This is a genomic window from Actinomadura montaniterrae (assembly GCF_008923365.1).
GTDB lineage: Bacteria > Actinomycetota > Actinomycetes > Streptosporangiales > Streptosporangiaceae > Spirillospora > Spirillospora montaniterrae.
This window is the reverse complement of sequence record NZ_WBMR01000003.1, coordinates 85,639-110,585: the sequence shown is the minus strand read 5'-3', so window position 1 is coordinate 110,585 and position 24,947 is coordinate 85,639. Positions and strand designations below refer to the sequence as shown.

Annotated in this window: 26 protein-coding genes and 6 pseudogenes; 14 read left to right on the top strand and 18 right to left on the bottom strand. The window is 67.5% G+C overall.

Features of this window, described 5'->3' with window-relative positions; all coding sequences use genetic code 11:
- The first annotated feature begins 411 nt into the window (after window positions 1-411).
- From F9B16_RS02630 to F9B16_RS02615, 4 genes and pseudogenes are all read left to right on the top strand, one after another.
- Window positions 412-696 (top strand): transposase, encoded by a 285-nt coding sequence (locus F9B16_RS02630; protein ID WP_192808584.1) that lies wholly within the window; start codon window positions 412-414, stop codon window positions 694-696.
- An 18-nt stretch (window positions 697-714) separates the two neighbouring features.
- Entirely contained in the window at window positions 715-1,533 is an 819-nt protein-coding gene (locus tag F9B16_RS02625; protein ID WP_151538174.1) for an IS3 family transposase, read from the top strand.
- Between the two features lie 630 nt (window positions 1,534-2,163).
- Window positions 2,164-2,572: pseudogene (locus F9B16_RS54350) on the top strand (integrase core domain-containing protein); the annotation flags it as partial.
- 433 nt (window positions 2,573-3,005) lie between these two features.
- Window positions 3,006-3,593, top strand: a complete 588-nt coding sequence (locus F9B16_RS02615; RefSeq protein ID WP_151538172.1) for a hypothetical protein — start codon at window positions 3,006-3,008, stop codon at window positions 3,591-3,593.
- Window positions 3,594-3,865: 272 nt separating this feature from the next.
- On the opposite strand, the gene merB is transcribed toward F9B16_RS02615, so the two are convergent.
- Window positions 3,866-4,348, bottom strand: a complete 483-nt coding sequence (merB, locus tag F9B16_RS02610) for an organomercurial lyase (protein WP_225991291.1) — start codon at window positions 4,346-4,348, stop codon at window positions 3,866-3,868.
- Window positions 4,349-4,794: 446 nt separating this feature from the next.
- Between merB and F9B16_RS02605 the strand changes: the two are divergent.
- A pseudogene (locus F9B16_RS02605) lies at window positions 4,795-5,600 on the top strand (IS5 family transposase).
- A 40-nt stretch (window positions 5,601-5,640) separates the two neighbouring features.
- Here F9B16_RS02605 and F9B16_RS02600 read toward each other — a convergent pair.
- The 5 genes and pseudogenes from F9B16_RS02600 to F9B16_RS54345 form a co-directional block, all read right to left on the bottom strand.
- Complete coding sequence (locus F9B16_RS02600; RefSeq protein ID WP_151538170.1) at window positions 5,641-6,162, bottom strand: hypothetical protein; 522 nt, start codon at window positions 6,160-6,162, stop codon at window positions 5,641-5,643.
- Window positions 6,163-6,628: 466 nt separating this feature from the next.
- Window positions 6,629-6,742 (bottom strand): annotated as a pseudogene (locus F9B16_RS53505) (hypothetical protein); the annotation flags it as partial.
- A 352-nt stretch (window positions 6,743-7,094) separates the two neighbouring features.
- Window positions 7,095-8,585: a type IV secretory system conjugative DNA transfer family protein gene (locus F9B16_RS02590; RefSeq protein ID WP_192808582.1), complete on the bottom strand. Its 1,491-nt coding sequence runs from the start codon at window positions 8,583-8,585 to the stop codon at window positions 7,095-7,097.
- Window positions 8,586-8,602: 17 nt separating this feature from the next.
- A complete protein-coding gene (locus tag F9B16_RS02585) occupies window positions 8,603-8,887 on the bottom strand; it encodes a hypothetical protein (protein WP_151538168.1) in 285 nt (94 codons plus the stop codon).
- 584 nt (window positions 8,888-9,471) lie between these two features.
- Window positions 9,472-9,943: pseudogene (locus F9B16_RS54345) on the bottom strand (helix-turn-helix domain-containing protein); the annotation flags it as partial.
- 210 nt (window positions 9,944-10,153) lie between these two features.
- Between F9B16_RS54345 and F9B16_RS02570 the strand changes: the two are divergent.
- Entirely contained in the window at window positions 10,154-11,281 is a 1,128-nt protein-coding gene (locus F9B16_RS02570; protein WP_151538166.1) for a hypothetical protein, read from the top strand.
- 337 nt (window positions 11,282-11,618) lie between these two features.
- On the opposite strand, the gene F9B16_RS54015 is transcribed toward F9B16_RS02570, so the two are convergent.
- A complete protein-coding gene (locus F9B16_RS54015) occupies window positions 11,619-11,774 on the bottom strand; it encodes a DUF4158 domain-containing protein (RefSeq protein WP_151538223.1) in 156 nt (51 codons plus the stop codon).
- Between the two features lie 995 nt (window positions 11,775-12,769).
- On the opposite strand from F9B16_RS54015, the gene F9B16_RS02555 reads away from it, so the two are divergent.
- Window positions 12,770-13,126: a hypothetical protein gene (locus F9B16_RS02555; protein WP_151538164.1), complete on the top strand. Its 357-nt coding sequence runs from the start codon at window positions 12,770-12,772 to the stop codon at window positions 13,124-13,126.
- A gap of 88 nt (window positions 13,127-13,214) precedes the next feature.
- On the opposite strand, the gene F9B16_RS54010 is transcribed toward F9B16_RS02555, so the two are convergent.
- Together F9B16_RS54010 and F9B16_RS54005 are read right to left on the bottom strand one after the other, a co-directional pair.
- Window positions 13,215-13,460: an integrase core domain-containing protein gene (locus F9B16_RS54010; RefSeq protein ID WP_225991285.1), complete on the bottom strand. Its 246-nt coding sequence runs from the start codon at window positions 13,458-13,460 to the stop codon at window positions 13,215-13,217.
- Between the two features lie 17 nt (window positions 13,461-13,477).
- Window positions 13,478-13,601, bottom strand: a pseudogene (locus tag F9B16_RS54005) (IS481 family transposase); the annotation flags it as partial.
- 198 nt (window positions 13,602-13,799) lie between these two features.
- Between F9B16_RS54005 and F9B16_RS02545 the strand changes: the two are divergent.
- Window positions 13,800-15,125 carry an outer membrane protein assembly factor BamB family protein gene (locus F9B16_RS02545; RefSeq protein WP_151538163.1) on the top strand — a complete coding sequence of 442 codons (1,326 nt, stop codon included), beginning with the start codon at window positions 13,800-13,802 and terminating at the stop codon, window positions 15,123-15,125.
- 124 nt (window positions 15,126-15,249) lie between these two features.
- Here the strand turns inward: F9B16_RS02545 and F9B16_RS02540 are convergent.
- Window positions 15,250-15,690, bottom strand: a pseudogene (locus F9B16_RS02540) (IS30 family transposase); the annotation flags it as partial.
- Between the two features lie 80 nt (window positions 15,691-15,770).
- Here F9B16_RS02540 and F9B16_RS02535 point away from each other — a divergent pair.
- On the top strand, window positions 15,771-16,439 hold the full coding sequence (locus tag F9B16_RS02535) for an LOG family protein (RefSeq protein ID WP_151538161.1): 669 nt from the start codon (window positions 15,771-15,773) through the stop codon (window positions 16,437-16,439).
- A gap of 29 nt (window positions 16,440-16,468) precedes the next feature.
- On the opposite strand, the gene F9B16_RS02530 is transcribed toward F9B16_RS02535, so the two are convergent.
- The 4 genes from F9B16_RS02530 to F9B16_RS02525 form a co-directional block, all read right to left on the bottom strand.
- Window positions 16,469-16,873 (bottom strand): glycoside hydrolase family protein, encoded by a 405-nt coding sequence (locus F9B16_RS02530; protein WP_151538160.1) that lies wholly within the window; start codon window positions 16,871-16,873, stop codon window positions 16,469-16,471.
- A complete protein-coding gene (locus F9B16_RS54340) occupies window positions 16,821-17,309 on the bottom strand; it encodes a class III lanthionine synthetase LanKC N-terminal domain-containing protein (RefSeq protein ID WP_449698043.1) in 489 nt (162 codons plus the stop codon). The genes F9B16_RS02530 and F9B16_RS54340 overlap by 53 nt, the downstream gene beginning before the upstream one ends.
- Window positions 17,310-17,364: 55 nt before the next feature.
- Window positions 17,365-17,514: a hypothetical protein gene (locus F9B16_RS50625; RefSeq protein ID WP_192808580.1), complete on the bottom strand. Its 150-nt coding sequence runs from the start codon at window positions 17,512-17,514 to the stop codon at window positions 17,365-17,367.
- Between the two features lie 175 nt (window positions 17,515-17,689).
- Window positions 17,690-18,088: a hypothetical protein gene (locus F9B16_RS02525; RefSeq protein ID WP_192808579.1), complete on the bottom strand. Its 399-nt coding sequence runs from the start codon at window positions 18,086-18,088 to the stop codon at window positions 17,690-17,692.
- 831 nt (window positions 18,089-18,919) lie between these two features.
- Here F9B16_RS02525 and F9B16_RS02520 point away from each other — a divergent pair.
- Window positions 18,920-19,162, top strand: a complete 243-nt coding sequence (locus tag F9B16_RS02520; RefSeq protein ID WP_225991284.1) for an aldehyde dehydrogenase family protein — start codon at window positions 18,920-18,922, stop codon at window positions 19,160-19,162.
- 15 nt (window positions 19,163-19,177) lie between these two features.
- Here the strand turns inward: F9B16_RS02520 and F9B16_RS02515 are convergent, their stop codons facing one another.
- Window positions 19,178-19,801, bottom strand: a complete 624-nt coding sequence (locus F9B16_RS02515; protein ID WP_151538159.1) for a LysE family transporter — start codon at window positions 19,799-19,801, stop codon at window positions 19,178-19,180.
- Window positions 19,798-20,310 (bottom strand): GNAT family N-acetyltransferase, encoded by a 513-nt coding sequence (locus F9B16_RS02510; protein WP_151538158.1) that lies wholly within the window; start codon window positions 20,308-20,310, stop codon window positions 19,798-19,800. Before F9B16_RS02510 ends, F9B16_RS02515 begins: the two co-directional genes overlap by 4 nt.
- 112 nt (window positions 20,311-20,422) lie before the next feature.
- Here F9B16_RS02510 and F9B16_RS02505 point away from each other — a divergent pair, with 112 nt between their 5' ends.
- The 4 genes from F9B16_RS02505 (at window position 20,423) to F9B16_RS02490 (ending at window position 23,306) form a co-directional block, all read left to right on the top strand.
- Window positions 20,423-20,809 carry a GNAT family N-acetyltransferase gene (locus F9B16_RS02505; protein WP_225991283.1) on the top strand — a complete coding sequence of 129 codons (387 nt, stop codon included), beginning with the start codon at window positions 20,423-20,425 and terminating at the stop codon, window positions 20,807-20,809.
- Between the two features lie 61 nt (window positions 20,810-20,870).
- Window positions 20,871-21,443 carry a helix-turn-helix domain-containing protein gene (locus F9B16_RS02500; protein WP_151538157.1) on the top strand — a complete coding sequence of 191 codons (573 nt, stop codon included), beginning with the start codon at window positions 20,871-20,873 and terminating at the stop codon, window positions 21,441-21,443.
- On the top strand, window positions 21,440-22,213 hold the full coding sequence (locus F9B16_RS02495; RefSeq protein ID WP_151538156.1) for a PhzF family phenazine biosynthesis protein: 774 nt from the start codon (window positions 21,440-21,442) through the stop codon (window positions 22,211-22,213). The genes F9B16_RS02500 and F9B16_RS02495 overlap by 4 nt, the downstream gene beginning before the upstream one ends.
- A gap of 109 nt (window positions 22,214-22,322) precedes the next feature.
- A complete protein-coding gene (locus F9B16_RS02490) occupies window positions 22,323-23,306 on the top strand; it encodes an AraC-like ligand-binding domain-containing protein (RefSeq protein WP_151538155.1) in 984 nt (327 codons plus the stop codon).
- Between the two features lie 58 nt (window positions 23,307-23,364).
- Here F9B16_RS02490 and F9B16_RS02485 read toward each other — a convergent pair whose 3' ends face one another.
- Window positions 23,365-23,997, bottom strand: a complete 633-nt coding sequence (locus F9B16_RS02485; RefSeq protein WP_225991290.1) for an aminotransferase class III-fold pyridoxal phosphate-dependent enzyme — start codon at window positions 23,995-23,997, stop codon at window positions 23,365-23,367.
- Between the two features lie 26 nt (window positions 23,998-24,023).
- On the bottom strand, window positions 24,024-24,785 hold the full coding sequence (locus F9B16_RS52340; RefSeq protein WP_225991282.1) for a rhomboid-like protein: 762 nt from the start codon (window positions 24,783-24,785) through the stop codon (window positions 24,024-24,026).
- Window positions 24,786-24,947: the final 162 nt, after the last annotated feature.

Below are 24,947 nucleotides of genomic sequence, written 5' to 3'. Positions count from 1 at the left end.
CACCGCCGACGCATCGGTCCACACGGACCGTTCACAAGCTGCCCGAGCGGCCGGTCCGGCCGATCGAGGCGCCGCCCGCGTTCCCGGGAGTGGGCGGGCCAGGAACCTGCTGTTTGCTGGTGTCGCGGCGCGGGCAGACGTCGCGGAAGTGGCGGGGACAGCGCGAGCGGTACCTGGAGAGGCTGCAGGAGATGTTCGCGGCCGGGACGAGGCCAGAGTGCTAGCGTGGCCCGCCATGCGCCGCCACGCGACACTGCTGACGCCGAACGGCACGGCAGGCCTGATCCTGCGCAATGGACGCGCCCCCGCAGGACGGCACATGCTCGATCCCGACCAGCAGACAAGTCTTCCCCTTGATCGTGGACACCTTCAGACGTGGATCATGAGTGGTCCAGGGGAAGGGAGTCGTGGTTGGGGACCTACAGGTATCCGGCGGAGTTTCGGGCTGACGCGGTGGCGTTGGCCCGGTCGTCGGGCCGGCCGATCGCGCAGGTGGCCAAGGAGTTGGGCGTCGATCACGAGACGCTGCGGACCTGGGTGCGCAAGGCCGAGGAGGCCGAGCGGCCCGGCGCGGCCGTCGAGACGGCCAAGGACGCCGAGCAGGCGCGGCTGCGCAAGGAGGTCGCTGAGCTGAAGCTGGAACGGGAGATCCTGCGCAAGGCGGCTGCCTATTTCGCCAAAGAGACGAGCTGGTGAGCCGCTTCGGCTTCGCCCGTGGATCATCGCGGCGCGTTCGGCGTCCAGCGGCTGTGCCGGGTGCTGGGCCTGTCACGTTCGGGCTATGACCGCTGGCGCGGCTCGGCTCTGGCGCGGGCTGCGCGGGTCGCCGGCGATGCGCGGCTGGCCGGACGGATCCGCGGCGTGCTTGCCGCTTGGGGCGGCGTCTACGGGGCGCCGCGGGTGCATGCCGAACTGCGGGAGGCGGGCACGATGGTCAACCGCAAACGGGTGGAGCGGGTGATGCGCGAACACGGCATCGTCGGCCGTCACCAACGACGCCGCTACCGCACTACGGTGCCCGCTCCGGCTGCAGCGGCGGTGCCGGACCTGCTGCGCCGCGACTTCAGCATCGGCCGGGCCGATGAGCGCTGGTGCGGGGATGTGACCTATCTTCCGGTCGCCGGTCGGTGGATGTTCCGGGCCACTGTGATCGACATCGGCACCCGCCGGGTGGTGGGCTATTCGATGGCCGAGCACATGCGCGCCGAACTGGTCGTCGATGCTTTGAACGCGGCGCTGCGGACCCGCGGCGGCGAGGTCCCGGGCGTGATCTCCAACTCCGATCACGGCGGGCAGTACGCATCAGCCGCGTTCGCCGGCGCGCGCGGCGGCCGGGATACGCCAGTCGATGGGCACGGTCGGTTCCAGCGCCGACAACGCCCTGGCCGAGGCGTTCTTCGCCAGCCTCAAACGCGAGATCCTGCCCGCCGGCGGCTGGTCCACCATCACCCAGGCCCGTCTGGCGGTCTTTGGCTGGCTGGCCTTGTCCTGCGAGCGGTCCTCATGACCGCAGCCGAGGAAGACGGTAGGTAGGCGCGGCCCTGTCACGGATCGACGCGCGAGCCTCAACAGTCGAAACGGAACTGTCCGGAGGGTGCTCCCGCGCGAACGGTGCTCAGCCCCGTGACAGACAGATTCGCGCGGGAGTGCCCTTCGGCTCCAGGAGGGTCTGGGGAACCACGGGCTCCCCAGTAGCGCACCCGCAACCGATCTTCCGGCAACCTCCCATGCGGATTTAAATGGCGTTCGACCACGGTCACGCTCTGCTACTCGTTATCTGAGCCTAGAGGTTCCGGCGTCGACTCGTCAGGGCGGCGGCGTGCCCCTGCGGTGAGCGGTCGGGGCGGGCCGGCGGACGTGGCGCGGTGCGCGGCCCGGTGCGGCCGCCCGATGACCGGCGCCCACGCCGCACGCGCCGGGCGGTCTGGCGCGGGGCCGCGCAGCAGCCCGAGCGCCGCCGCCCCTCGATCTCAAACGGGCGGAATTCGGCAATAGTCGCTGGTTGCTTCTGTCCTGTCCCGGGAGATGCTTGACACCTCTGTCCCATCACATGCTTGACGGGTGCCTGTTCGGCTTGGCTGTCGCGTGTTCGTTTGCGGGCGCCGCGTGTCAGGGAGGCCGGGATTGGCCCTGGCGGAGTTGTCGGTTGTCGAGCAGCGGTATCGGGCGGTGTGTCTGGCGTTCGCTGCGGCGTTGCGCGAGTTCGGGGTGCCGGGTGAGGTGCTGACCGACAATGGCAAGCAGTTCACCGACCGGTTCGGGCATGGCGGTGAGGTGTTGTTCGATCGGATCTGCCGCGACAACGGGATCGTGCATCGGTTGACGCAGCCTCGGTCGCCGACCACGACGGGCAAGGTCGAGCGGTTCCATCAGAGTCTGCGGCGGGAGCTGCTGGATGATGCGGTGCCGTTCGATGACCTGGACGCGGCCCGGGCGGCGGTGGCGGGCTGGGGGGTCGAATACAACACCCGCCGCCCTCACCAGTCGCTGGGCATGGCGTGTCCGGTCGACCGGTTCGACACCCGCACCGCCCAGGACGAGCAGGAGTTGTTTGCCGTTGCGGCTGCCCGCCGCGGTCCGTCTGGCCGCCGTCCCACCCGCCCGCGAGCCCGAATTGGCCGAGCCACCCTCGCCGGACCAAGCCGCAGCGATCACGGAAGGCGTCACAGAGGGCAGGGTGCGGCATGGCGGGGCGGTGGAGTTCGAGCGGACCGTGCCGGCCAGCGGGAACATGTTCGTGGCCGGTCGCCAGTTCTGGCTCGGCCCCGCTCAAGCGGGTGTGACGGTGACGTTCTGGGCTGACACCGACGTCATTCACCTGCTGAAGGCCGGGGCGCGGATCAAGTCGGTGCGATCGCACCTGCCGACCGCGGACCTGACCGCGCTGGCCGCCCGCGGCGCCCGCAAGGCCGGACCGCCGCCGCTGCCGCCCGCCGAGGACGGCGACGCCGTTGAGGTCGACCGGACCGTCAACAAGGGACGGCAACGTCGGCCTGGGCGGCCGGATGGTCCTGGCCGCGGAGATCCTGCGAGGCCGCCGGATCGGCATCCGCATCGAACCCGCCACGCTGATGTTCCTCGACTTGCAGACCCGTGAGCCGCTGCGCACCCGACCCAACACGTTCACACCCGAGCAGGTCCGGGCACTGCGCGGTCCGCGCTGGGCCGGGCCGCCGCCACGCCCCCGAACCGAACCGGTCACTGTGCAACGCCGGGCCAGCAACACCGGCGTCGTCATGGTCGCCGGACCGAAGATCTCCCTCGGCCGCCTGCACGCTGGCCAGGTCATCACCACCCACGTCGCCGACACCACGCTGTCGATCGAGCTGGGCGGCGATGACGTGCGGGACGGTCCGGCGGACCAGCACCCAGCCCGTCCGCAGTATCAAAGCCCACCGGCCCCGCAAGGCCACCCCGTGAAACCTAGGACATCCGTCAAGCATGTCCTGGGACTAGAACGTCAAGCATCTCGTGGGACTAGACATCGCTTGCTGCTTCTGCTGGCGGGCGTCCAGGGCGCGAGGGCGAGCTTGGGAGCGTCGTCGCGGCGGATCACGGGGCCCGAGTCCGAGTTGGGTGAGGAAGTGGTTTAGGGCGGTGAGGTGGGCGTTGACGGTGCTCGAGGCCCGGGCGCAAGACGGTCTTCAAGTGGGTCTTGTAGTCGCGGACGGCGAAGTCGCGGTCGTGGGCGTCGTCCAGAGCGCTGGTCTCCAGCCAGGCTAGGAAGGTCCGCACCCGGGGAGTCGTAGGCGCGGCGAGTGTCGCCGTCCAGCGGCGCTCGCTTCAGCGCCGCGGCGTAGTCGGCGATCCGATCGTGACTTTCTGGCAGGTCCGTACCGCGTCGGACTGTTCGCCTGGCGGGTGGTCAGGTGCCCCAGAAGGGGCCGGTGAGTCCGACGGAGCGCAGATAGTCGGCGGCGGCGGCGGGTTCACGGCGGATGTAGCCGTGGTCGAGGCGGCCCTCGTACCAGCGTGAGGCGAGCCGCCACAGGGTGGGGAGGTCAAGGACGTAGCCGGGTGGGTTGCCTGTTCGTTTCAGCCAGGCGTCGACGCAGGATTGCGAGCAGAAGATGCGCTGGTGTCCGCAGGTGTGGACGACGTCGTCCCACATGTGGGCGGCGGGGACCAGGAAGTGTGCCACCTGGTCTCCGGGCGGAGGTGCTTGCCGGGTGACATTCCAGACGTGCGGGGTGTCGCAGGCCGGGCAGCGTGTGGCTACCAGTGCGGGGTTGGCGTCGTCGAGCAGGTGGGGGAGGGCGAAGGAGTCCCATGCGCAGCCGCCCCACCACAGAGTGGTCGCTCCCATGACGGAGAATCCGAGGGGCACCGCTGAGAACGGGTGGGCCATGGTGATCGAGCCGTGTGCGTCCAGAGCCAGATGGCGGGCGGCGGCCAACGCGCAGGCCCTCATCCACCTGTGACCGCGGCGCATCCAGCTCTCGGATGAGGTCCTCGGTGCTCGGCGCACGCCCCGTACCCGCGAAGATCCGGTACACCGTGACCCGGAGCCGTTCGACGTCCATACCGGCCAGCTTGTCACACGGGAGGTGAGGGAATCTCGACAGGAAGTTGGGGCCGCTCTCTCGTCCTGACGGGCTTTTGTGGGGACTGTTGTCGCCGATGATCTGTTGATGCGGCATCTGGTGATGTGACTAAGAACTCGCGCAGATTGGCTATCGGGTCGGGAGTGGAAGTAACGCAGGCACGGAGCCGCGTGATCACCAAGTTGCCTACGCTTCGTGATCAAGGAAGAGGTCATCCGCGCCTGTCCTCCGATCCTGGCTCGGCGAACCGCTGTGGGTCGAGCTCGAGGTCCTGCTGCCCAAGCGTGCGATCTATGATCCCGCCCACCGCTGGGCTGTCACCGGCGGCGGATCAACGACCGGGTCGTGTTCGACAGGCTGATTCAGGTGCTGCGGTTCGGCTGCTCGTATGAGGCCACCGCCGATGACACCTGCTCGGCCACACCATCCGCAACCGCCGCGACGAGTGGATCACCCTGGGCATATTCGCCCAGCTCAAGCAGATCGCCCTGGCCGCTTACGACCGGGTCATCGGGCTCGTTTGGATCAGATCGCCGTTGACGGAACCATCACCAAGGCACCCGGCGGAGGCGAAGCCGCCGACCGGTCCCCGGCCGACCGTGGCAAGCTGGGTGTGAAGCGTTCTAACATGACCGACGTGTACGGCGTTCCGCTTGGACGGGTCCTGGCAGGAGCCAACCGCCACGATTCTCCTTTGCTGGAACCCACCCTCGACCTGCTTGACGACCTCGGTCCGCTCCCCGAGGAGGTCACTGTGCACCTGGACGCCGGCTATGACTCCGGCAAGACCCGCACCACGCTCGGTGAGCGTGGCCTGCGCGGGCAGATAGCCTGCAAAGGCGACAAAGTCCCCATCCAACCCGGCCGGAGGTGGCACGTCGAGCGCACCTACGCCTGGCAGCGCCTTCACCCGCCTGCCCCCGCTGCTACGAACGCCACGCGATCGTCATCGACACGTTCTTCGACCTCGCTGACACGATCATCACCGTTCGTAGCCTGATTGGACGGGCATGGACCCACTACCGCTGGGACACCCGCCCCGAACGCCGCCGGTAACGGCCCCCAGCTGCGTGACTCCAAAGGCTGCATGACGCTGCTACGGCATCTGGAGTCCGAACCCCTCGCACATCGGCTGGCCCAGCCTGGCAGTGATCTCGGCCGACTCGAGATGTGTGAGGACCACAGCGCCGATGAGCACGAGCACGGCCAACCCGCCCAACATCGCGAATCCGCTGGCCAGTCGGCCCTGCCACGTGGCGTCTTGATCCCAGCCGCGTGCCCGCGCATACCACCACAGGGCAATCCACAGCACCACGGCCCCCAGCGCCGCCAAGAGCCCGCCATAGCTGGTGGCCCAAATGGTCCACGGCAGCGGCATCCAATGGCATGCCTGCGATTCGTGGTGGGTGTAGCTATTCGACAGCGAAATGATCGCACCGAACAGTGCACATGCGAGCACCGCAAGTGGCGGAACCGCCAACGCGGTACGCCGCCAGCAGCGCGAGGGGGCTGTTCGGGCGCGATGGTGCAACCGGTCAGTTGCCGTATCCGTATCTTCCATGTCCTTCGGGTGAATGCCCATCGGTAGCGGGGCCGGCTCGTCGATATGCGGCCGCATCGTGCACGCTACCAATCAGGGTGCGTACACATTTCACGTAGGTTCTACCGGTACCCGAACGATTACAGAGCGTCACATTTTCGTGATCGACAGGCCTAAGCCCGTGCTGTATCCGGGGTACGGCTATGCACGCCTATTTGCGCTGGTTCTAATGAGCCGGCGCTGATCGAGCCGTGGCTGCCGAGGGCAAGCAGAGCACGGGTCGCCCTTAGGCTCTCTTCTGCGGGCGGGCGTGCCAGCAGGCGCCTACCGTCGGCGCTCCACCACGTAGCCGGACGCCGATGATGGGGTGGGCAGTTCGGTGATGTCCAGGCGGCGGTCGGTGCGGAGCTGGATCTCCCCGTAGGCGGTCATGTTGGTGTGGAACAGCGGGTGAGGGCGTGCCGGTCGACGTCGGTGAGGACGTCCTCCACTCCGGCAGGACGAGGGTGTCTTGGATCATCAGGGTGTTGATGAAGCCGAGGCAGGACTGGAGGATGTGCAGGCACAGCATCCTGAGCTCCTCGCGCCGGTTGGAGGCGAGCCCGCCGCGCTCGCCGAACTTGATGCAGTCGTCGACGCCGTTGTAGTTCTCCGCCACGTTCAGCCCGGACTCGGTCTCCCGCTGGAGATCGCGGTGTCGGAGCCGAGCGAGCCAGGAAGATCGTGCGTTGGGCGCGGCCGACCTCCATCATCGCCGCGTAGGCCGGTTGGGTGGGCCCGGAGGTGAACCGGCGCAGCAGGGCCTCGGTGGACGATTCGGTAGCCTGGAAGTGTTCGAGCTAGTCGACATGCCCGATCCGGAACCGGGCGCTGGAGAGGCCCCGATCGGTGTCGAGGTGATCGACACGCTGTGGCGGGAGACGATGGTGCGTGGTCGACGCCGAGGCGGTCGTGACGGTGCCCGACAGCATCCTGTGCGTGAGCGGAGCCCGGAAAGGGTGGTCGTGATGTCATAGTGCGGGCCAGGGCTCCTCTTCATCCGAGGGGGTCGTGTCGGCAGCGGTAGCGGCCGGATGGCTCGTCGCGTGCTCGCGGATCATTGCCTCCAGAGCCTGTCTGCCCCTGGCGATGTCGTCACGGTCAACACGTTTCCACCATGGGGTGAGCCGTATCTCGACGGAACGAGCCGTGCCTGCGATGACGGCTGCGCGACCGAAGGGCATGGTCCGAAGCTCCTCGGGTTCCAGCGCACGCTTTCCATTGTGCCTGCCCATGAGGTCGGAAAGTTCGGCGAGATCCTTGGCGGTTCCGGTACCTCCCGAAATGACACGGACTGTGGCGTTGTCCCACAAGCGCGCCGCCCCGTCCGAGCCCCATTTGGCACGGGCGTCCGCCAAGGACGCCAGGTAGCCGTGCACGGTGATGCCATAACCACCCGATTCGCCCATGTACGTGGGCAGGCTGTCCAACGGGCAGATGTTGGTCACGTGGTTCAACTCGAAGGTGAGGGGCGGGTCGAGGCGTCCAGTCGGTTGCTTCATCGCGCTTCCACGCGCGGACCGGAAGAACTGCTCGATCATCGTGGTGACGATCGGCGCGATCCCGCCATGCTCCTTCTGCTGCCTACCGACGATGTACAGGGTATTGCGGCCCTTGAGGAACTCCTGAAAATTGAAGCCCGTGCCGGGCGGCGGTGAAAGATCGGACAGTACCCGCTCGTTCGAGAAACAGCTCATGACCTGCATCACACCGGACCAGAGCCGCTCATTTCGCGCGTTGAACTCTAGTTGCGACGAATATCCAGGGGCGGCCCTGCCTTCGCGTTCCCCCCATCGCAAGATACCCACCGGCTCGTCACCGCTCGCCTCGTAGACCCAGCCCATCACGTCGCGAATGGTGAGCCCGCCGATCGCGCCCGCGTGCAGCAGGCAGCGGATGATGGTCGTAACGCCGGCGAGCGCATTGGCGCCCTCCATTCCCATCTGCAGACCGCTCGCAGCGACGAGCGTGCCGGATCTGACCGCGCATACATTCGGGTCCTCGCATCCCCCCAGGAAGGACCAGCGCAGACGATTCGGCCATCCGGTGAGGTCGCTCGGGTCGAAGACATGCACTTCGCCGTACTGCGCCCGCACCATGGCGGTGTTGAGGAACGTGTCTCGCCGGGTGGAGGTGACGATGCAGGGACCTGGCGCGTCAATTGTGAGAGGCGTGACGAAGTGCAAGTCCTTTCCCTGCCGCGGCGCCGCGACGACGATCATCACGTCTTCCAAGGACATATACAGTTTCCGCCGGGATCTGATGTCCCTGCCGATGTAGAAGCCGACTTCCTCCGGTCTCACCGTATTCGCCGGTCGGTTCGCGGTGGACGGCCGGACCTTTGCGGCCTTGCCCAGGACGGTCCGGGTGCTCAGCAGCCTGCGGACCTCCCAGCCGGACGCGAAGCCCAGCCGCAGCCGCCGGACCGGCCGGTGGCGCCGCAGGTTCAGCAGCAGCCGCATCGAGAAGTAAACCCCGATCACCATCGACGCCAGAAACGCGAGCAGCAGGGCGTAGAAGGCCGGGGCGGGCCCCAACTCTGCCGCGGCGGCCAGGAGGAGCTCGGATCGCCGGGATGCCGGACGAAATGGAAGGCGATTTCCAGGCAGTCCTTCGGGCTGGAGTCGGGCCAGCCGCCGCCTGTGAGCAAGGCGGACATCTGCCCCGACAACCAGATCAGAAAACTGCACAGCGCGCCGAAGAGGACGATCACCAGGCTAACGCCAAAGAAGAGTACGTACACTTCATCGTTCTCGTCGCTCATGAACCTCCTCTATTTGGGCGGCACCGGATGCTCGGCCGCTTGAATCTGCCCATAATTGGCTTTCGGTTGACGGCGCTTCAAGTCTTGGATGCTGCAGGGTATGCGAGACCGAGCATCGCTAACATTATGTGCCCCGCCGTACATCTGCTTCGGCACTTCCGGGAGGTGTTCATCGTCTGGAAAGGAAGGCGTCACCTATTGATCAATTGAACGACCGCGCCACTTCGGGACCGCCGTTCAGGACCGCGGTGGACGAGGAACCACCGGAAGCGGCGGCCGAGAGGGAGTGCTCGCATCATGGCAGCGAGAGATCCGGCATCGAGGTGCTGGCCACGCCGTACTCGGACGTTCACCAAGGCCTACAAGGCCCGGATCTTGGCCGCCTACGATTCGCTGCCTGAGGGCGTCTACCTGTGCGCACGGGCCACGTTGGGCTACGAGCGGCTGTGGTGGCGACCGGCAGCCGCGTGGTGCGTCCGCGGTTGCCCGGAGCCCGGTGGTTGCATGACGCCGACACCCTGGGGGGCGCCGACGCGCTCGACGAGCACCTGAACCGGCTCCCCGTCGAACCCGGCGGCGGACGGCAGCAGCTCCAGGCGACCAGCGATGTGCACAGGAGACCAGCGTTGGTTGAGCATCTCCTCGACCAGGGCGCGCAGGGCGCGCGCTAGCCAGCTTCGCCTTCTTGGGACGGTGGCTGCGCAGCAGTGCGGCCACATCGGCTTCATGCGCGCGATAGGCCTCACGGCCACCATTGCGCTGAATCTCCCGAGACGCCGCCGAAGCGGGCCGGCGCGGCTGTCCAGCGATCGCCCGAGCGGACAGGCCTGAGGCGATCCCACGGGAGATCTCCTCACGCTCCCCGGAGGTGAGGTGGTGCGGCGAGCGCCGCGGCGGTGACCCCCTCAGGCCACCGGTCTGGCCAAGAAAACGCCGCACGTGCTGGAGCTCGCCATCCAGACTCCGCGCGATAAATCCGAGCGACGCGCCCTCGCTCTCCTTCCATAGCCGCCACAGTTCATCCTGCTGCACAGCCGAGAACCCGTGGTCCCGCACCACCTCCCACAATGACCGAGATCATTATTGGAGATGCGCTGATCCCTTGAGCCCAAGTTCTAATCCCGACGCCCATCCCACAAGACTCAGAGCGCGATCAAGACCTACTTCGGGTTGGGACGCGGCGGGTGCGCAGTGCCAAGATGAGGCGTAACGACTGCGCGGCCGTGAGACTGAGGCCTGGTCCGGCCTTGCCTAGAATGCTGCAACGTGACCGACTTCGCGCAGGTTCTCGAGCGGTGGAGCGAAGCCGCTGACGTCGCAGTCGCGGACGAGCCGACGGCTCGGCGAATCGCGGAGGTCTTTATCGAGCGGGGCTACACCCAGGTCTTGCTCACCCCTTGCACCTACCGCGGCCGCTGGGGTGATGAACCAGGCTGGCGTGTCCTGGCGTGGGACGACGGGCCATATCCCGACGACGACATCGAGTGGTGGACAGCCGAGGAGCACCGGTTCGTTGCGCGGCTGAAGGACGCCTACGGTGTCCGCCATCCGAGTCCGCCGGAACTCGGCTCCCTCGACGGGCTGCTCGTCGACCGGACGATAGAGGACGTGAGGGAGTTCCGCATGGCGTCCTTCGTTCACACCCCGCCCCGGGCCCAGAGCGCCGTGGTTGTGCGGCTGCTGGACCAAGGACCCTCATCGCTGTCAGGCGAGGGAGAACCGATCACGCTCACCGGACTGGACGACGTCGACTGGTCCTCCCTTGACCACGCATACGGCTCTGCAGGCGACACGCCCGACATCCTTCGAGCGCTGGCTGCCAACGATGAGGGCTGGTCAGGCGCCGTGCATGAGTACTTCAGCGCCATCGTGCACCAGGGCGACGTGTATTCGGCAACGGAGCGCACCATTCCGTTCCTCGTGCAGATCGCACTCTCGTCGAGCCTCCTCCCCGAACGCCGTCTCGAACTCCTTCGGCACCTGCTCTACATCGCCTCCCAGAACGCCTGGGCACTCTCCGAGGCCGATTCCGACAGCCCGGGGGCCCTGACGACCCGGGCCGTTGCCGATGCTGTCCCCGGCCTGCTGGCCCTGTGGCAGTTATCGCCGCAAGCCCACAAAGCCCAGCTACTCCTTCTGGCCACGCTCAACCCGTCGGCAGCCACGACGCACCTCAAGCAGTTCACCGATTTCCGAGCCACCTTGGACGGGCCGAGCCCCACTCTGGACCTCGCCCTAGCGCTCATCACCCAGGACGAGCCCCGCGCTCAAGACATCGCCCTCCAGACCACCGCCTGGGATGTCCGAACCCCGGACTACCTCGCCGAGAATCTCCCCCTCAACGCCCGCCTGATCAACGTCCTACTCCACCTCGCCGGAGACGAACTGGGCTGAGCGGAACCACTTCAAGATCAATTTCTACTTTAAGGGTCGCTGAACTGGCGCGCCGGATCGAACTACCCATGTCTTCCGCCGACGGGCGGCAGGTGCCGACTGCCTCCCCGGCCGACCACCTCACCGCAGAGGCCGGCCGAGCCAGCATCGCGGAGAACTACGCGGCATACGTGGCCGAATACGCCGAGCCCGCGTAGTCATGGGGTCTCATTCCTCGTCGTCGTCGGGTGCGTCGGGGTCGCCCAGGTCGCGGACGGCGCCGGGGCCAGATCCGGTAGGAGGAAGTTGTACGCGCCGTGCACGCCGAGGTGTTTGCGCACGAACGAGCTGAGCCGGGTCATGTCTTGGGCAGGCTGAACCCGAGTTTTATGTGCTCGCCGCGACGGCGGTCAAGCAGCGCGCGGTCCTCGTCATCGAGGAAGAACACCCGCTCCAGGTCTGCCTGCTTTCGATTTCCGAAGTCGTGTGCACGGTTGTGCTGGGGTTTCGGGATCTATGTAGAGGTCTGTGAAGCAGCGGGGTGTCCGTACTGCTGTGCGCTACCGTCCGCCTGGTTCCGTACTGGTGTGCACGGCGGCGAGGTCGCGGCATGGACGGCGAGCGGGCACGGTTGTCGAACGGGGTGTGCTGACCGCTTCGGACGAGGTCTGGGCTGTGGCGGTTCGGCGGGCCCAGGTGATCGGCCGTTGGCCGCCGGGGTGCCGGCGGGGGGGCGGCGGCCGCGGACGTGGCGGCGGCCGAGCTGGGGATCTCGCGGCGGCAGGCGTGCGCCCTGCTGCGGCGGTTGCGGCAGGGCGCGGGGGTCGCCTTGGACTTGCTGCCTGGCCCTTCGAGTGGTGGTCGGGGCGGGCGTCGGTTGTCGGACGAGGTCGAGGCGGTGCTGGCCGAGGTGCGGGACGCGGTATCGGCCCGTGGGGAGGATCGGAACGGTGGTTAGCGGCAGAGTCGCTGACCTGTGCTGAGGTGGACGGCGGACCAGGCAGAATCGGTGCACTGCCGCTCTGGGAGGTGGCGTGGGCGCAGGTCGGCGGCCCTGCCGCTAATTCCTGTACCGATTCCTCCTCGCGGGCCTACCGCTAGGGCACGACGACTTGGGTGAGAAGTGCTGTCATAGTTTCAACGGACCGGTCGGGGGCCGCCGCTAAGCTGCGGCGCGACCGCGCTCGGTCCGGGCAGGGTCCGTTCTGGCTCCGAGAGGTTCTGTGACGGCATCGATCCCCATCCCGGCGCGCTTGAGTACAAGCCGATCAAGTTGGGCCGCAGGGGGGCCGGCACAAGCTCGGTTGCGGGAAGATCAGGTACCGCGCCAGGGCCCACCACTCCCGGTAGATCCCCGGTGGCCGTCTCGTAGATCCCCGGTAGGGCATCGGTGGAGGTTGCTGAAGGGCGAGGGCCTGGACGACGCCGTCAAGGCGGGCGGTTGCCGCTCAACCCAAACTCGGACTGTCTCTACCGACACACTCGTCGCACCGAAAGAGGATGCTTGGCGTGAAACAGGTAAAACTCATCCGCGGACTCGCCGCAACCGGTGTCGCGGCCGCAGCCATGGCCACCTTCGTCATCGCGCCCTCGGCGGAGGCCTCCACCATCCGAGCGCACCTCCAGTGCTCCACACCAAAGAGCAATCGGGTCAACTACTCGTGGGGGAGTGGCTATCATGATTCCGTCACGGTTTATTTCAACAACCACTGCTCGGGGAAGGTTGCAGGCGCGATTTGGATTAAGTCAAAGAATAGCCAGATAGTTGTAAAATGCATGGTCACTAATGGCGGTACGAAAGGAAAGCACCGCTTCTGGCTTAGTGATCAAAAGGGCGCTGCATATAAGGTCACCCGAGGTTGCTGAACACTCGGGCGGTGGTGACGGTCAAGTACGTCCGGCCTGTGGGCTTGGCCCGCCGTCGGGCTGCCCCAGCTCGTTGGCGGAAGATCAGCTAGCGCGCCGGGCTCACCGCAACCGGTAGATCCCTGGTGGCCGTCTCATAGATTCCTCGCAGGTCATGCGTGTGCGACCGACGGTGATCGTTTACGCCTGGGCCTGGGTCCTCTGCTTGAGGTGTTCGTAGAGGGGTCTCGCCACCGAGGGTGCCATGGGGCCGATCGTAGTTGTAGTAGTCCTCCCACTCGCGGAGTTTGTCGTTGAAGACCGCGGCGGTGTCGATGACGACACCGTCGAGCATTCGGGAGAACTACTCGGCGTCAATGTGGTGTGAGCGCTCGATTTTGCCGTTCAGCCGCGGTGTTCGCGGTTTGATGTATGTGTGGGTGATGCCCTTGTCGAGCGCGTGCCAGTGGAGCGCCGACTGGAACTCCGCCCCGTGCTGATGAGCAGGTGGGCTGTCTATGGGGGGTGTTTGTCGAGGCGCCGTCGCTTCGGATCGAATTTTGAACGCCGGGCGTCCTTCCGGTGATTTCGACCCGTCTCGGGTCGGAACCTCCGCGAACAGGGGAGACGTCTAAGATCTTCGCTGGCTTCGACCTGATTTATCCCAAAGCTCACCACGGAGACTGGATCACGGATGACCGACGACAGCGAGCCGCATACCCGCCCGTCCTCCACCACGCCGCGGGTGGAGACCGTCATGTCGTGGACGGCCGATGAACCGGCGGTCCGGCGGAGGGGACGTTGGTGGCGGCTGCGGGTGGTCGTGGCGGCATTGATTGCTGTCGTCCTGGCGTCCTGGGGTGTGCCTCGCCTCTGGGCGGTGTTCGATGACGGTATGCGGGGGCCGTACGGGCGGTTCCCCCAGCCGGTGGGGACGCAGCCACCCGTGCACTCGGCGCAACGGGTGGCCACCGTCCATGTTCCCCTCTCCGAGCGCACGGTGATCTACGGCGGGCTCGCGATCATGCCCGCTGGTGATGATGTGCGGGCCGTCAACATCGTCACGGGCAGGGTCTACTGGCGCTACACCAAGAGCATGTGGTGGCCGACGGGCATCGATCGTTCGACAGGCGATGTCTTCCTTGAATCGACGAGCGGTGAACTGGTGAAGATCAACGTTCGTTCGGGCAAGATCCAATGGTCTCGGAAGGTATCTGACGACATCGGCAATAAAAACTCCGTCGTGCCGGACGCCGACGCGACGACGCTGGTATTGCTCGGCAGCCATGGAATGGCCGGGATCTCCCGTGCGACCGGCAAGGTCCGCTGGACGAAGAAGTGGCCCCGCTCCTGTCCGGACCAGGGCGGCCCCCCTGTAGCTGTCGTGCCGGGTACCCTCGCCGTCGCTTGTGAGGACTATGACGCGCCGGACAAGGCAGTGTTCGGGTTCGACCCGGCGACCGGAGCCATGCGATGGACCCTAACCCTCTCACCGGTGTCGCAACCCGGCGACGTGGTCGATGCCTTGGGGGTTGTCGGCGGCCGGCTGGCCGTGGCGGAGGGTGACACGACCGACCTCCTGGACCCGGCGACCGGCCGTATCGTCGCCAAGCAGCGGTGGAAGGACCAGTACGCGCTCGCTATGGGCGGGGGGCTCCAGGTCAGCTCCTGCGAGGATAAGAAGGACAACGCCATCTGTGGCTTCGATCCGGCCACCGGCGCGGAGCTGTGGCGCAGGCCGATCCCCGAATCCGGCCACCTCCCCCAGCTCGCCGACAGCCTCGCCGTGGCCGACGGCCGGATCTATATCATGTCCGCTAACGACACCGGCGTCTTCCATCTCGTTGTCTTCGACGGCCGGACCGGCAAGATCCTCGGCCGCATCCCTATCTTCTCTAGCGATCCGGCGTTCATCTATGGGCCTGTCACCGACGGCATCATCGCCATCGGCGACACCAGCTCCACCGACCTGTACGCCGAGCGCCCCGATATCCGGAGCACACGCAGACTCCCGTCATAACAGCCCCGGGCACTGGGGTCACACCGGCGATCGGTCTCGGTACGGGACTCCGAGGGGCATGGCTGAAAGCCAACCGGATGCGAACTTCTATGCCAAGACGGTTGCACGGCCTTCAAAGGCGGTCTCAGGGGGTCGTTGCATCGACCTTGGCGCAAGGGTCAGCGTAAACCGCGCTCGGCGCACGATAACCGTGGATTCTGCGGGGACGGTCGTTGAGCTCGGCGGCAATCCGGTCCAGGTCGTTCTGGTCAAGGAGCCTGAGATCGGCGCTCTTGCCCAGGTACCGGCGCAGCGATCCGTTGGTGTTTTCGTTGGTGCCGCGCTGCCAAGGGCTGCGTCTGCGGCAGAAGTAGACCGGCATGCTCGTCTGGGCGGTGAGCTGGGCATGCTCGGCCATTTCCCGGCCCCGGTCCCAGGTGAGCGATCCTCGCATTGTGGGCGGCATCTGCTCGATGGCCTGGACCAGATGGGGGCGTACCTGGTGGGCCTTGATGCCGTGGGGCAACGCGACCAGCCGGACGAGGCGACTGGTCCGCTCCACCAGCATGGCGACCGCGGAGGGACGCTTCGCCCTGGACCACGCATGCCGCGATCAAGGCACATAATGGTTCCAATTTAGTGGACGATATCTCCTAAAATGGAATCATGTGCAACCCTGAACCGGTCCTTCACCCCGCCCCAGACCAGCACCGCGGCCCCTGCACCGTGGGCGCTCCGAACCCGCAGGCGGGGGCGGCGCCTGGGCTGTCCCGGCTGGCGGTCTTCCTCGGTGCCCGGGACGGCTCCGATCCCGTCCACGCCAAGACGGCGTACGCGGCCGGGCGGGAGCTCGCCGACCGCGGTATCGAGCTGGTGTACGGCGGCGGGGGCTCGGGCCTGATGGGACAAGTGTCGCAGGGTGTCATCGATGGCGGCGGCCGCGTCTTCGGCGTCATCCCGCGGTTCATGGTGGAGCGGGAATGGGGCCGGGTCGACGGCGAGCCCGGCGTGGAGACCGTCATGGTGGACACCATGCACGAGCGCAAGGCGCTGATGGCGGAACGGGCGCAGGCGTTCCTCGCGCTTCCCGGCGGGCTCGGCACGCTTGAGGAGCTGTTCGAGGTGTGGACGTGGCAGACGCTGGCGCTGCACGGCAAGCCGCTCGGCCTGCTCGACATCGGCGGGTTCTGGGACCCGCTCGTCGCACTGATCCGCCGTGCCGCGGACGCGGGTTTCATGGACCACGCCACGGCCGACGACCTGGTCGTGGGCGACCGGCTCGACGACGTCCTGCAGCGGCTTGCGGACGCCACCGGAGCCGCGGCGAGCCGCTGAAGTTCACGGCGCTGCCCCACGCTGCCGGATCATGGTGTGTGCGACGGGTGCGGAACCGAGCGTCCGGCGCTCATCGCCGGAAGATCCGGTAGGCAACCGGGGCTGCAGTGCGCCAGCCTGAAGGAGCTCAGGACGCCGCAGAGCCCCATGGACCAGGAGAGCGAGCGGTCGGGGGTGTCGGTGGCGGTGAAGAATCCGGGGTGGGCCTGCGGTCCGGAGCTCAGGAGCAGGAGGCAGTGGCCCAGGTCGGACGCCGCGTCCTGGTAGCGCTCGGATCGCTTCGCGATGGTGATGTTCAGCAGGTAATCGCCGACGCCGGCGGCGCCGCAGTATTGACCGAGCGAGTTCGGCCACGTGCGGGCGACGCATGTGTCGCCCACTTCACGGGCGAGGCCGCCCATGGACGCGGGTGCGGTGCGGCCGCGCCGGAGCACGAAGGACCCGTACCGGTAGTAGACCGGGCCTGCGCCGAAACCCTCCGATCGCTGAGGACTCGCGGCCCCGGTGGCCGCGCAGTTCCGCGGCGAGCCGCAGCCCGAGGTCACGGACACGCCGCTCCGGATGGACGGTGACCGCCTTCCCGACAATCGCCGGGGACGTATGGCCGTCGTTCAGCTCGTGCAGAACTCGTCGCGAACGTGCCAGCTTGAAGGCACAGCCTTCGGCTGCCAGGAGCGGCATCAGCCATACCAGTAGCTCGGCAAAGTCCGCCGCGCTGGAAGATACGTGCTTCTTCCAGCCGTGCTTCGGCAGCACGGCTCCGTCCGGCCGGACGGCCAGCCAGACGGGGCCCGCTATCACCGAATGACCCGTGCCAACATGCTGCCTGACGATGCGTTCCAACCAATCCGGGGAACCCGTATTGTCCATTTCTGCCATCCCGAGTGGAGCCCGTCGCCCGTCCGCACCGCGCCGACCGGATGACTCAGCAGGTCAGCGAGTAGCCCAGATAGGTGGTGAGCGGGCACTGGGCGTTGTCGGCCGAGTCCCGCTCCCACCGGTTCTCGAACTCGACGGCCGGTTCGACCTCGTCGGTCCCGGCGACTCGCGGGGTCATCTCCAGAAGCGTGGACATGCGCGGTCCTTTCCTCCGGGCGCAGGCTGCGGAGCCCCGCGAGGGAGGGGCCGCAGGCCGTGCACAGGTCGTGGAATGTTGCGGCATGAGTGCCGCTGGCTACGGCTTTCGTCTGGTCGTGCAAAGCGGTTTCTCGAAGGCTGCCCCCTATTCAAAAGGTCGATTCGCCGGTCGGCTAGGCCACTCGGTCACGGAAGAGCTGCCAATTGCGGTGCAGCAGCCCGCCCTTGCCGTCCGACTTGATTTCTTCGACGGAGATGTCTACGTAGGTTCCTTCCGGGAGGTTGCCGGAGGCCCATCCGGAGCAGTAGCCCGCCTCGTGGCCACGCGTGTCCACCTGCCGGTATCCGGTGGCATCGCCCCAGGTCATGACGACGGAAATGGCCCAACCGTCGGAAGAGGTGTCGCATGCCTTGATGGAATCGCCTGGCCGGCCGCTCTCGGGGTCGGCCTGCCACAGACCGTACCCACCTGAGATCCACAGGTATTCTTCGGCCGACGCCGGTGCCTGCAATCCTGCGATGAGCGCGGTCGCGGCGATGCCGACGGACAAGCCCAGCTTCACGAAGCCCATGAATCGCCCCTTTCGAGTTAATATTGATAGCGAGTATTCGCGATGGCGGGGGACGAGTCCTTGATGCCGAGTCCACACCTTCTTGATGATCCCGTTCACGCGGTCGGTGCCCCCACCCCGCCGCGATCTGGTGGACGGGCATCAGGCGATGGCAGGGGCGCCGAGGTCGCGGTGGGCCCGTTCGAGGCGTTGCCGCCGGATTCAGGCAGCGAGACTCGTGCCGTGCCGGCGGAACAGGCGGTGCAGGTAACTGACCCAGATAAGGTGCGCGGCGGCAATGGAACGCGGCGACAGCCGCGGGTCGCGCAAGTGGCGCGGGGCTTACTCTTGGATGCTTCAAGCTTGGCGAGGGAGGCCGCGGGCGCGATCGGGCGTGTGGGTCCTCTGGCGGCTCTTCAGCCGAGGACGTCGGTCCGGCGGTCGCGGTCGAAAGCCGGCGGCGCGAGAAGGCGGCCATGAGCCGGCCCGCGACCGGGGCCAGCTTGAAACCGTTCCCGGTCGTGCCGCACGCGAGGTGGAACCCGGGCAGCCGGCTGCGATCGAAGATCGCCTTCCAGTCGGGGGGTGAGGTCGTGAAGCGTTCATACTCGGGCAGGCTTGGCGACATCCCCAGCCGAGGCGGTCCCGCTCGGAGGCCCGGCGCTTTCCGGGTCCCGCCTGGGACCGCTCATCTCCCCGGAGCAGCGTGAGAAGGTCCGTGAGTACGTTCGGCTGGGGCTGTCGGAGAAGCCGCTCCGTCTGCTCACCGGTGGCCTGAAACAGCCGGCCGGGCTCCCCTCGGATACTAGGTCCGGCCGGCCGTGTTCGACCGCGTCCCGAACGAGATGACCATTGCCAGGAAGAAATATTCGGACCCGTTCTCGACCCGCCGACCCGGACCGCGCCGTCGCCGTCGCCGTCGCGCGGCGGTTCGACAGCGGCGAGGTCTATGTGAACGGCGGACGGTTCAACATCGACGCGCCGTTCGGCGGCGTGAAGGAATCGGGCTACGGCCGCGAGCTGGGCCCGCTCGGCATTCTGGAGTTCAAGCAGACGAAGGCCCCTCCTCACCTGACAGAACCCGCGTCCCTGTGACCGCTGAGCACGCCGCTACTGCACGGAGGTCCGGACGGCCAGGGCAGCGATGAGCAGCCCGGCGACCACGGCCGTCGCGAGCCGGCCGCGGTATCCGGTGAGCAGGCGGCCCAGGGCCGACCCCGTCACCACCACCGCTATCTGCCACAGCGCGGACGCCGCGAAGGCGGCGGCGGCGAAGGCGGACCTGTCGACGGCGTCGAAGGCGTCGAAGCGGCTGCCGATGACGATCGCGGAGAAGTACACGACGGTGCCGGGGTTCAGCACCGTGACCCCGACGAGCCGCAGGTAGGCGCGTCCGGGCGACGTCGCTCCGGCGGGGCCGCCGAGCGCGCTCTCCGGGGCGTCCCGCTCCCGGACGGCACCGGTCACGATGCGCACGGCGATCCACAGCAGCACGGCGGCGGCCGTCCAGCGGAGGGGGTCGGCGACCGGTTCGACCATCCGGCTCGCAGCGCTGCCCGCCGCGACCGCGAGAGCGCTGTACAGTCCGTCCACGGTCGCGACCCCGAGGGCTGCGGCGGCGCCGACCCGGAGCGGCGCCGTCGAGCTGAGCAGGAGCAGGTAGACGGCGACGGCGCCGACCTGCATAGCGATGCCGAGGCCCGCGACGGCTCCGGTGGCGAGGGCCGTCGTCATGGGGTGAGCCCGAGTCTCATGATCGTCAGGTCCAGCCGGCGGCCGAACTTGGTGCCGATCTCGCGGAGCGTCCCCGCGGTCTCGAAGCCGAGGCCGGCGTGGAGCGCGATCGAGGCGCTGTTCTCCGCCTCGATGTCGGCCAGCATCACATGAGCGCCGGACTCCCGCGCGGCCGCGATCAGCGCCCGCATCAGCCGGCCGCCGATGCCCTTGCCCTGGTGCCCGGGGAGGACGTAGACCGAGTTCTCCACCGTGAACCGGTAGCCGTCCTTCGGACGCCACTGCGACCAGGACGCATACCCGAGCACCTCGCCGGCGGCGTCGGCCACGAACGCCGCACGCCGTCCGAGGAGGTCGGCCCACCACGCCGCCGCCTCCTCAGGCGTCTGCTTCACCGTGGTCCAGATCGACGTCGTGTGCTCGATCGCGCCGTTGCGGATGGTCCGGACGCTCTCGGCGTCCTCGGCCCGTCCGAGTCTGACCGTGATCGAATCATATAGTGGAAACATGTCCACTATCATAGAAAACAGTGATCGTTGACCGCACCGTATTTTGGGGCGGGTGAGACGGGAGTCCGGATGGTGCTGCGCTTCGAACTCGACGGCCTGACCCCGGTACGAGGTGCATCGGCTGCTGGAGGAGCATCTGGCCGACATGCACGCCACCTCGCCGCCGGAGTCGGTGCACGCGCTGGATCTCGGGGAGCTGCGCGACCCGGCCGTCAAGTTCTGGTCGGCCTGGGAGGGACCGGAGCTGCTGGGCTGCGGTGCACTCAAGGACCTTGGCGGCGGAGATGTCGAGCTGAAGTTCGTGCGGACCGCGCAGGCCGCGCGCGGAAAGGGCGTCGGGACCGTCATGCTCCGGCATCTGCTGCGGGTCGCCGCCGAGCGCGGGCACCGGCGGGTGCTGTTGGAGACCGGGGAGTCAGGACTTCTTCGCCCCGGCCCGGCGGCTCTACGCGCGGCACGGGTTCACCGTCCGGGAGCCGTTCGCCGGCTACGTCCCTGATCCCAACAGCGTCTTCATGGAGTTTCGCCTCGACCGCGACCTCGAATCCTAGGGTGAAGCCATGTCCACTTTGATGGAGGGCTCGAACGCCCTCGGACGGCGGGTCAAGGCGGAGCGGGCCCGGCGCGGCTGGTCGCTGGCCCGGTTTGCGGACGCCTCCGGCGTGTCCCGCGCGATGATCAGCAAGATCGAGCGCGGCGAGAGCAACCCGACCGCCGTCGTCCTCGGCAAGCTCTCCGCCGCGCTGGAGCTGAGCATGACCGCGCTGCTGTCGCCCGCGGACGGCGCCGCCGCCGGCCGGGTACGGCGCGCCGCCGACACCCCGCGCTGGACCGATCCCGACACCGGCTACCTCCGGCGCCAGATATCGACGCCGGGCTTCCCCGTCGACGTCACCGAGATCGTGCTGCCGGCGGGCGCCCGGGTGCCGATGCCGGCGGGCAGCTACGCGTTCATCGCCCAGCTCATCTGGGTCCTGGACGGCGAGCTGACTTTGGTCGACGGGGCGGCCGCCCATCGTCTCTCCTCCGGGGACACGTTCGAGCTCGGGGAACCCCAGGCCCGCGAGTTCGTCAACGACACCGCCGAGAAATGCCGTTACGTCGTGGTCGTAACCCGCAAGGCGACCGCATGAGCTCATGGTTCCTCATCGACGCCTTCACCGAGCGTCCCTTCGCCGGCAACCCGGCGAACATCGTCATCCTCGACGGCCCCGCGGACCGGACCTGGATGCAGGCGATCGCCGCCGAGTTGCACCAGCCCACCAGCGCGTTCGTGTGGCGGCGGCCGGACGCCTGGAGCATCCGCTGGTTCACGCCCTCGTCCGAGCTGCCGCTGTGCGGCCACGCCACCCTGGCCGCCGCGCACGCGCTCGGCCATGACGAGATCGTCTTCCGCCATGGCCACGGAACCCTGACGGCGCGCCGCCGCGAGACGCGCATCTGGCTCGACTTTCCGGCCGTGCCTGTGACCGAGGGAGAGGCTCCCAATGACGTGCTCGACGCACTCGGGCTTCCCGCCGCCGGCGGATTCGCGCGCAACGACACCGAGTACGTCGTCATGCTCGACACACCCGCGCAGGTGGAGGCTGTCCGGCCGGACATCCCGCGGATCCTGCGGCTGCCGGTCAGCCGCGTGATCGTGACCGCGCCGGGCGGCGCGGACGCCGACTTCACCTCCCGGGTGTTCGTCCCCGCCCATGGGCTGGACGAGGATCATGTGACCGGTTCGGCACACGCCGTCCTCGGCCCGTTCTGGGCGGCCCGGCTCGGACGGGCCCGGCTGGAGGCCGTCCAGGCGTCCGCCCGGCGCGGGCGGCTCGCGCTCGCCGTGGAGGACGACCGCGTCCAGGTCGGCGGGCACGCCGTCACCGTCGGCCAGGGCGAACTGTTGCCGTCCCCGTAGTCCGGGGAGCGCCCGCGTCGACGTCACATGGCGGCCTTCTGCAGGCGGCAGCGCGGTAGGTCAGGGACACGAGCAGACCGGTGCCTCCCGAGGAGCCCACGGAGAAACGATGATGCGAACGGTCTTCTGCAGCGACGAACACGCGCCGGAGCGGCGGCTGACCGAATTCAACGCCTTCCAGGTCTCCAGTTCGTATCCGATGCGGGTGACGAGCGACGATCCCGGGCGCTTCCACCTGGTGGCGCGAATGCTGGATCTGGCGGGGGTGAGCCTGCTGCGGGTGAGGAGTTCGTCGGTCGATGTGCTGCGAACACCGCAGCTGATCCGCGCACATGACCCCGAGGTGCTCTCAGTCGTGCTCGCCATGCGCGGCCGGATCGTGCTGAGCCAGGCCGGACGCCAAACCGTGCTGGGCGTGCGGAGTCTCGGGTTATACGACAGCGGGCAGCCGTTCGATCTGCGCATCGTCGCCGACGGCGAGGCCGCGACGCTCGTGTTCGCCCATGTGAGGCGTGCCCTGCTGGCGCCGCTTCCTCACACCGAGCGGCTTTTGGCGGCGCCGCTGACCGGAAAGGCGGGTGTCGGTGCGCTGCTCGCCCAGTTCCTTGTCTCGTCGACCACGGACGGCGGATACGGGGAGACCGATGTGCCCTGGCTTCGTGAGATCGCGGCGAATCTGGTGAACGGCGTGGTCGCCCACCATCTCGACACCAACCCCCGGCGGTCCACCCGGCTTTCGGCCATCGAGACGTACGTGCGGCGCTATCTGGACGATCCGGGGCTGTCGCCGCGCTCCATCGCCGCCGCGCACCATATCTCGGTCAGCACCCTGCACCGGCTGTTCCAGCCGAACGGCATCACACTCGCGGTGTGGATCCGCCGGCAGCGCCTCGAACGGGCCCGCCTCGACCTCGGCGACGCGGCCCTGGACCTGATGCCCATCCACCGCGTCGCGGCACGATGGGGATTCAAGGACCACGCCACTTTCACCCGCGCCTTCCGCGCCGCCTACGGCCTGTCTCCCAGCGAGTACCGCCGCCGCGTCCTCGGACGGCCGAACCGGTCGGGATCCGCTCGGAACCCGTGCGGCTGAGCCGGGTGCGGGCCGTCGGCGATGGGCGAGGCCGGTGGACTACACGGTCAGGAGGTCGTCATCGCGGATTATGCGGAGGGCGTCGCGGGCCGCTTCCAGAGTGCGGTCGACGTCCTGCTCGGTGTGGGCGGAAGAGATGTGGTTGCGCTTTCTGAACAAGCGGGAGCATCAGGAAGCCGCGGTCGGTCATGCGGCGGGGCCCCGCGAGGCCGGCGAGCGGGTTGCCGTTGCCCATCGCCTCGCCGAACGTGGTCAGGTCGGGCAGGACGCCGCAGACCTGCTTGTAGCCGCCGAGCGCGTGCCGGAACCCGGTGATCACCTCGTCGAAGATGAGCAGCGAGCCGTCCTCGGTGGTCAGCGCGCGGAGCCCGGCCACGAACTCCCAGGTGGAGGCGAGGGCGCCGACGTTGTGCGGGATCGGCTCCATGATCACGGCGGCGATCCGGTCCGGGTGCGCCTCGTACAGGGCGCGGACAGAGTCCAGGTCGTTCGGCCCGGTGACCGCGCGGGACCATGGAAGCAGCCAGAGGCACAGGAGCCGCCGGGACGCGGCGCGCGGCCCGCCGCGGCAACGTGGGCGACGACCGCCCGGCGGCCAACTACCACGCCGACGCGCTGGCCTGGGGGCCTGGCGCTGCTGGAACGCCTCGCCGCGCGAGGCGGCCCGCTCACCCTGAATGACCGGGTGCACGATCTCTGCGCTTGTGGTGAGTTCAATCAAGTATGTGCGCTTTCCCGTCCAGGAACCTCGGCCTTGTGTGTCGACGGTGGGCCGGAGGCCGGTGCCCCAAATTTGTTCATATCCCGCGTGATAGGCCTGTTGTTTCTTCGGTGCAACGCGGCGACGCAAGCCAGTCCTATCACCACCGCAGAGAGATGGCCAACTGTGGTGAAGTCGGGTATCGGGCCATACCATGTCGCCAAATACAAAAGATAGGAGATCCCTCCAAGGAGCCATACCGGACGAGCCAGTGATGGAAGAAGGGGGATTGTCAATGCCATTATGGCGACGGTCCCGTAACTGGGGCCGAAATCATATTCGCGCAGCACCGGGGCGTTGTAAAAGTGGGCCGAAATGCCCACGATCTTGACGCCAGTGGTGATCAATGTCGCCCCAACGTGTCCGGCGACGAACGCTGCAACGCAGATGCTCGTTCCGTGGCGGCGTTCAATCGCACCCATGCACCAGGCGATTCCAACGACGAGTGTCATGAAACTCGATATGCTCCACAGTGGAGGGGTTAATACCAACATGCTGCCGATCAATGCAATCAGTGGCCGGCTCTGCATGGCCGGAACCGTTGTACTGATCGAAATAAGAAAGCGACGCCCCATGTCGACGGGGACTACTTTATATACGATATAATAGCCAACGCACAGGAGGGTCAGGTAGGAGAACGTGATCGGCGTGCGTCGGGGTGTTGGGATGGCCCGGGTGATCCAGGCCGATACGGATTGAAGATTTTTCGGTTTCTGCAAGGATGGTGATCCTGACTCGCTGGACGGTGTCATGGCTTCAGGTGCGTGATCCAGTGAGGCCTTTCGTCGTCGAGCGTTAGCGGACTGCGTCGGCGGGCTCCGCGCGTTCCTCGTGCGCGCGCCCCACGCCTTTGGGCGCCGAGGGCTGTCGATCAATGGTCA

Coding starts and splice junctions, on each gene's coding strand:
- F9B16_RS02545 (WP_151538163.1), top strand. CDS start 13,800: ATGACCGACGACAGCGAGCCGCATACCCGCCCGTCCTCCACCACGCCG.
- F9B16_RS02500 (WP_151538157.1), top strand. CDS start 20,871: ATGTCCACTTTGATGGAGGGCTCGAACGCCCTCGGACGGCGGGTCAAG.
- F9B16_RS02535 (WP_151538161.1), top strand. CDS start 15,771: ATGTGCAACCCTGAACCGGTCCTTCACCCCGCCCCAGACCAGCACCGC.
- merB (WP_225991291.1), bottom strand. CDS start 4,348: ATGGCCCACCCGTTCTCAGCGGTGCCCCTCGGATTCTCCGTCATGGGA.
- F9B16_RS02515 (WP_151538159.1), bottom strand. CDS start 19,801: ATGACGACGGCCCTCGCCACCGGAGCCGTCGCGGGCCTCGGCATCGCT.
- F9B16_RS02490 (WP_151538155.1), top strand. CDS start 22,323: ATGATGCGAACGGTCTTCTGCAGCGACGAACACGCGCCGGAGCGGCGG.
- F9B16_RS02615 (WP_151538172.1), top strand. CDS start 3,006: ATGGTCCTGGCCGCGGAGATCCTGCGAGGCCGCCGGATCGGCATCCGC.
- F9B16_RS02600 (WP_151538170.1), bottom strand. CDS start 6,162: ATGCGGCCGCATATCGACGAGCCGGCCCCGCTACCGATGGGCATTCAC.
- F9B16_RS02585 (WP_151538168.1), bottom strand. CDS start 8,887: ATGAGCGACGAGAACGATGAAGTGTACGTACTCTTCTTTGGCGTTAGC.
- F9B16_RS02495 (WP_151538156.1), top strand. CDS start 21,440: ATGAGCTCATGGTTCCTCATCGACGCCTTCACCGAGCGTCCCTTCGCC.
- F9B16_RS02525 (WP_192808579.1), bottom strand. CDS start 18,088: ATGGGCTTCGTGAAGCTGGGCTTGTCCGTCGGCATCGCCGCGACCGCG.
- F9B16_RS02590 (WP_192808582.1), bottom strand. CDS start 8,585: ATGCGGCTGCTGCTGAACCTGCGGCGCCACCGGCCGGTCCGGCGGCTG.
- F9B16_RS54340 (WP_449698043.1), bottom strand. CDS start 17,309: ATGGACAATACGGGTTCCCCGGATTGGTTGGAACGCATCGTCAGGCAG.
- F9B16_RS50625 (WP_192808580.1), bottom strand. CDS start 17,514: ATGTCCACGCTTCTGGAGATGACCCCGCGAGTCGCCGGGACCGACGAG.
- F9B16_RS54010 (WP_225991285.1), bottom strand. CDS start 13,460: ATGCTCGACGGTGTCGTCATCGACACCGCCGCGGTCTTCAACGACAAA.
- F9B16_RS02510 (WP_151538158.1), bottom strand. CDS start 20,310: ATGTTTCCACTATATGATTCGATCACGGTCAGACTCGGACGGGCCGAG.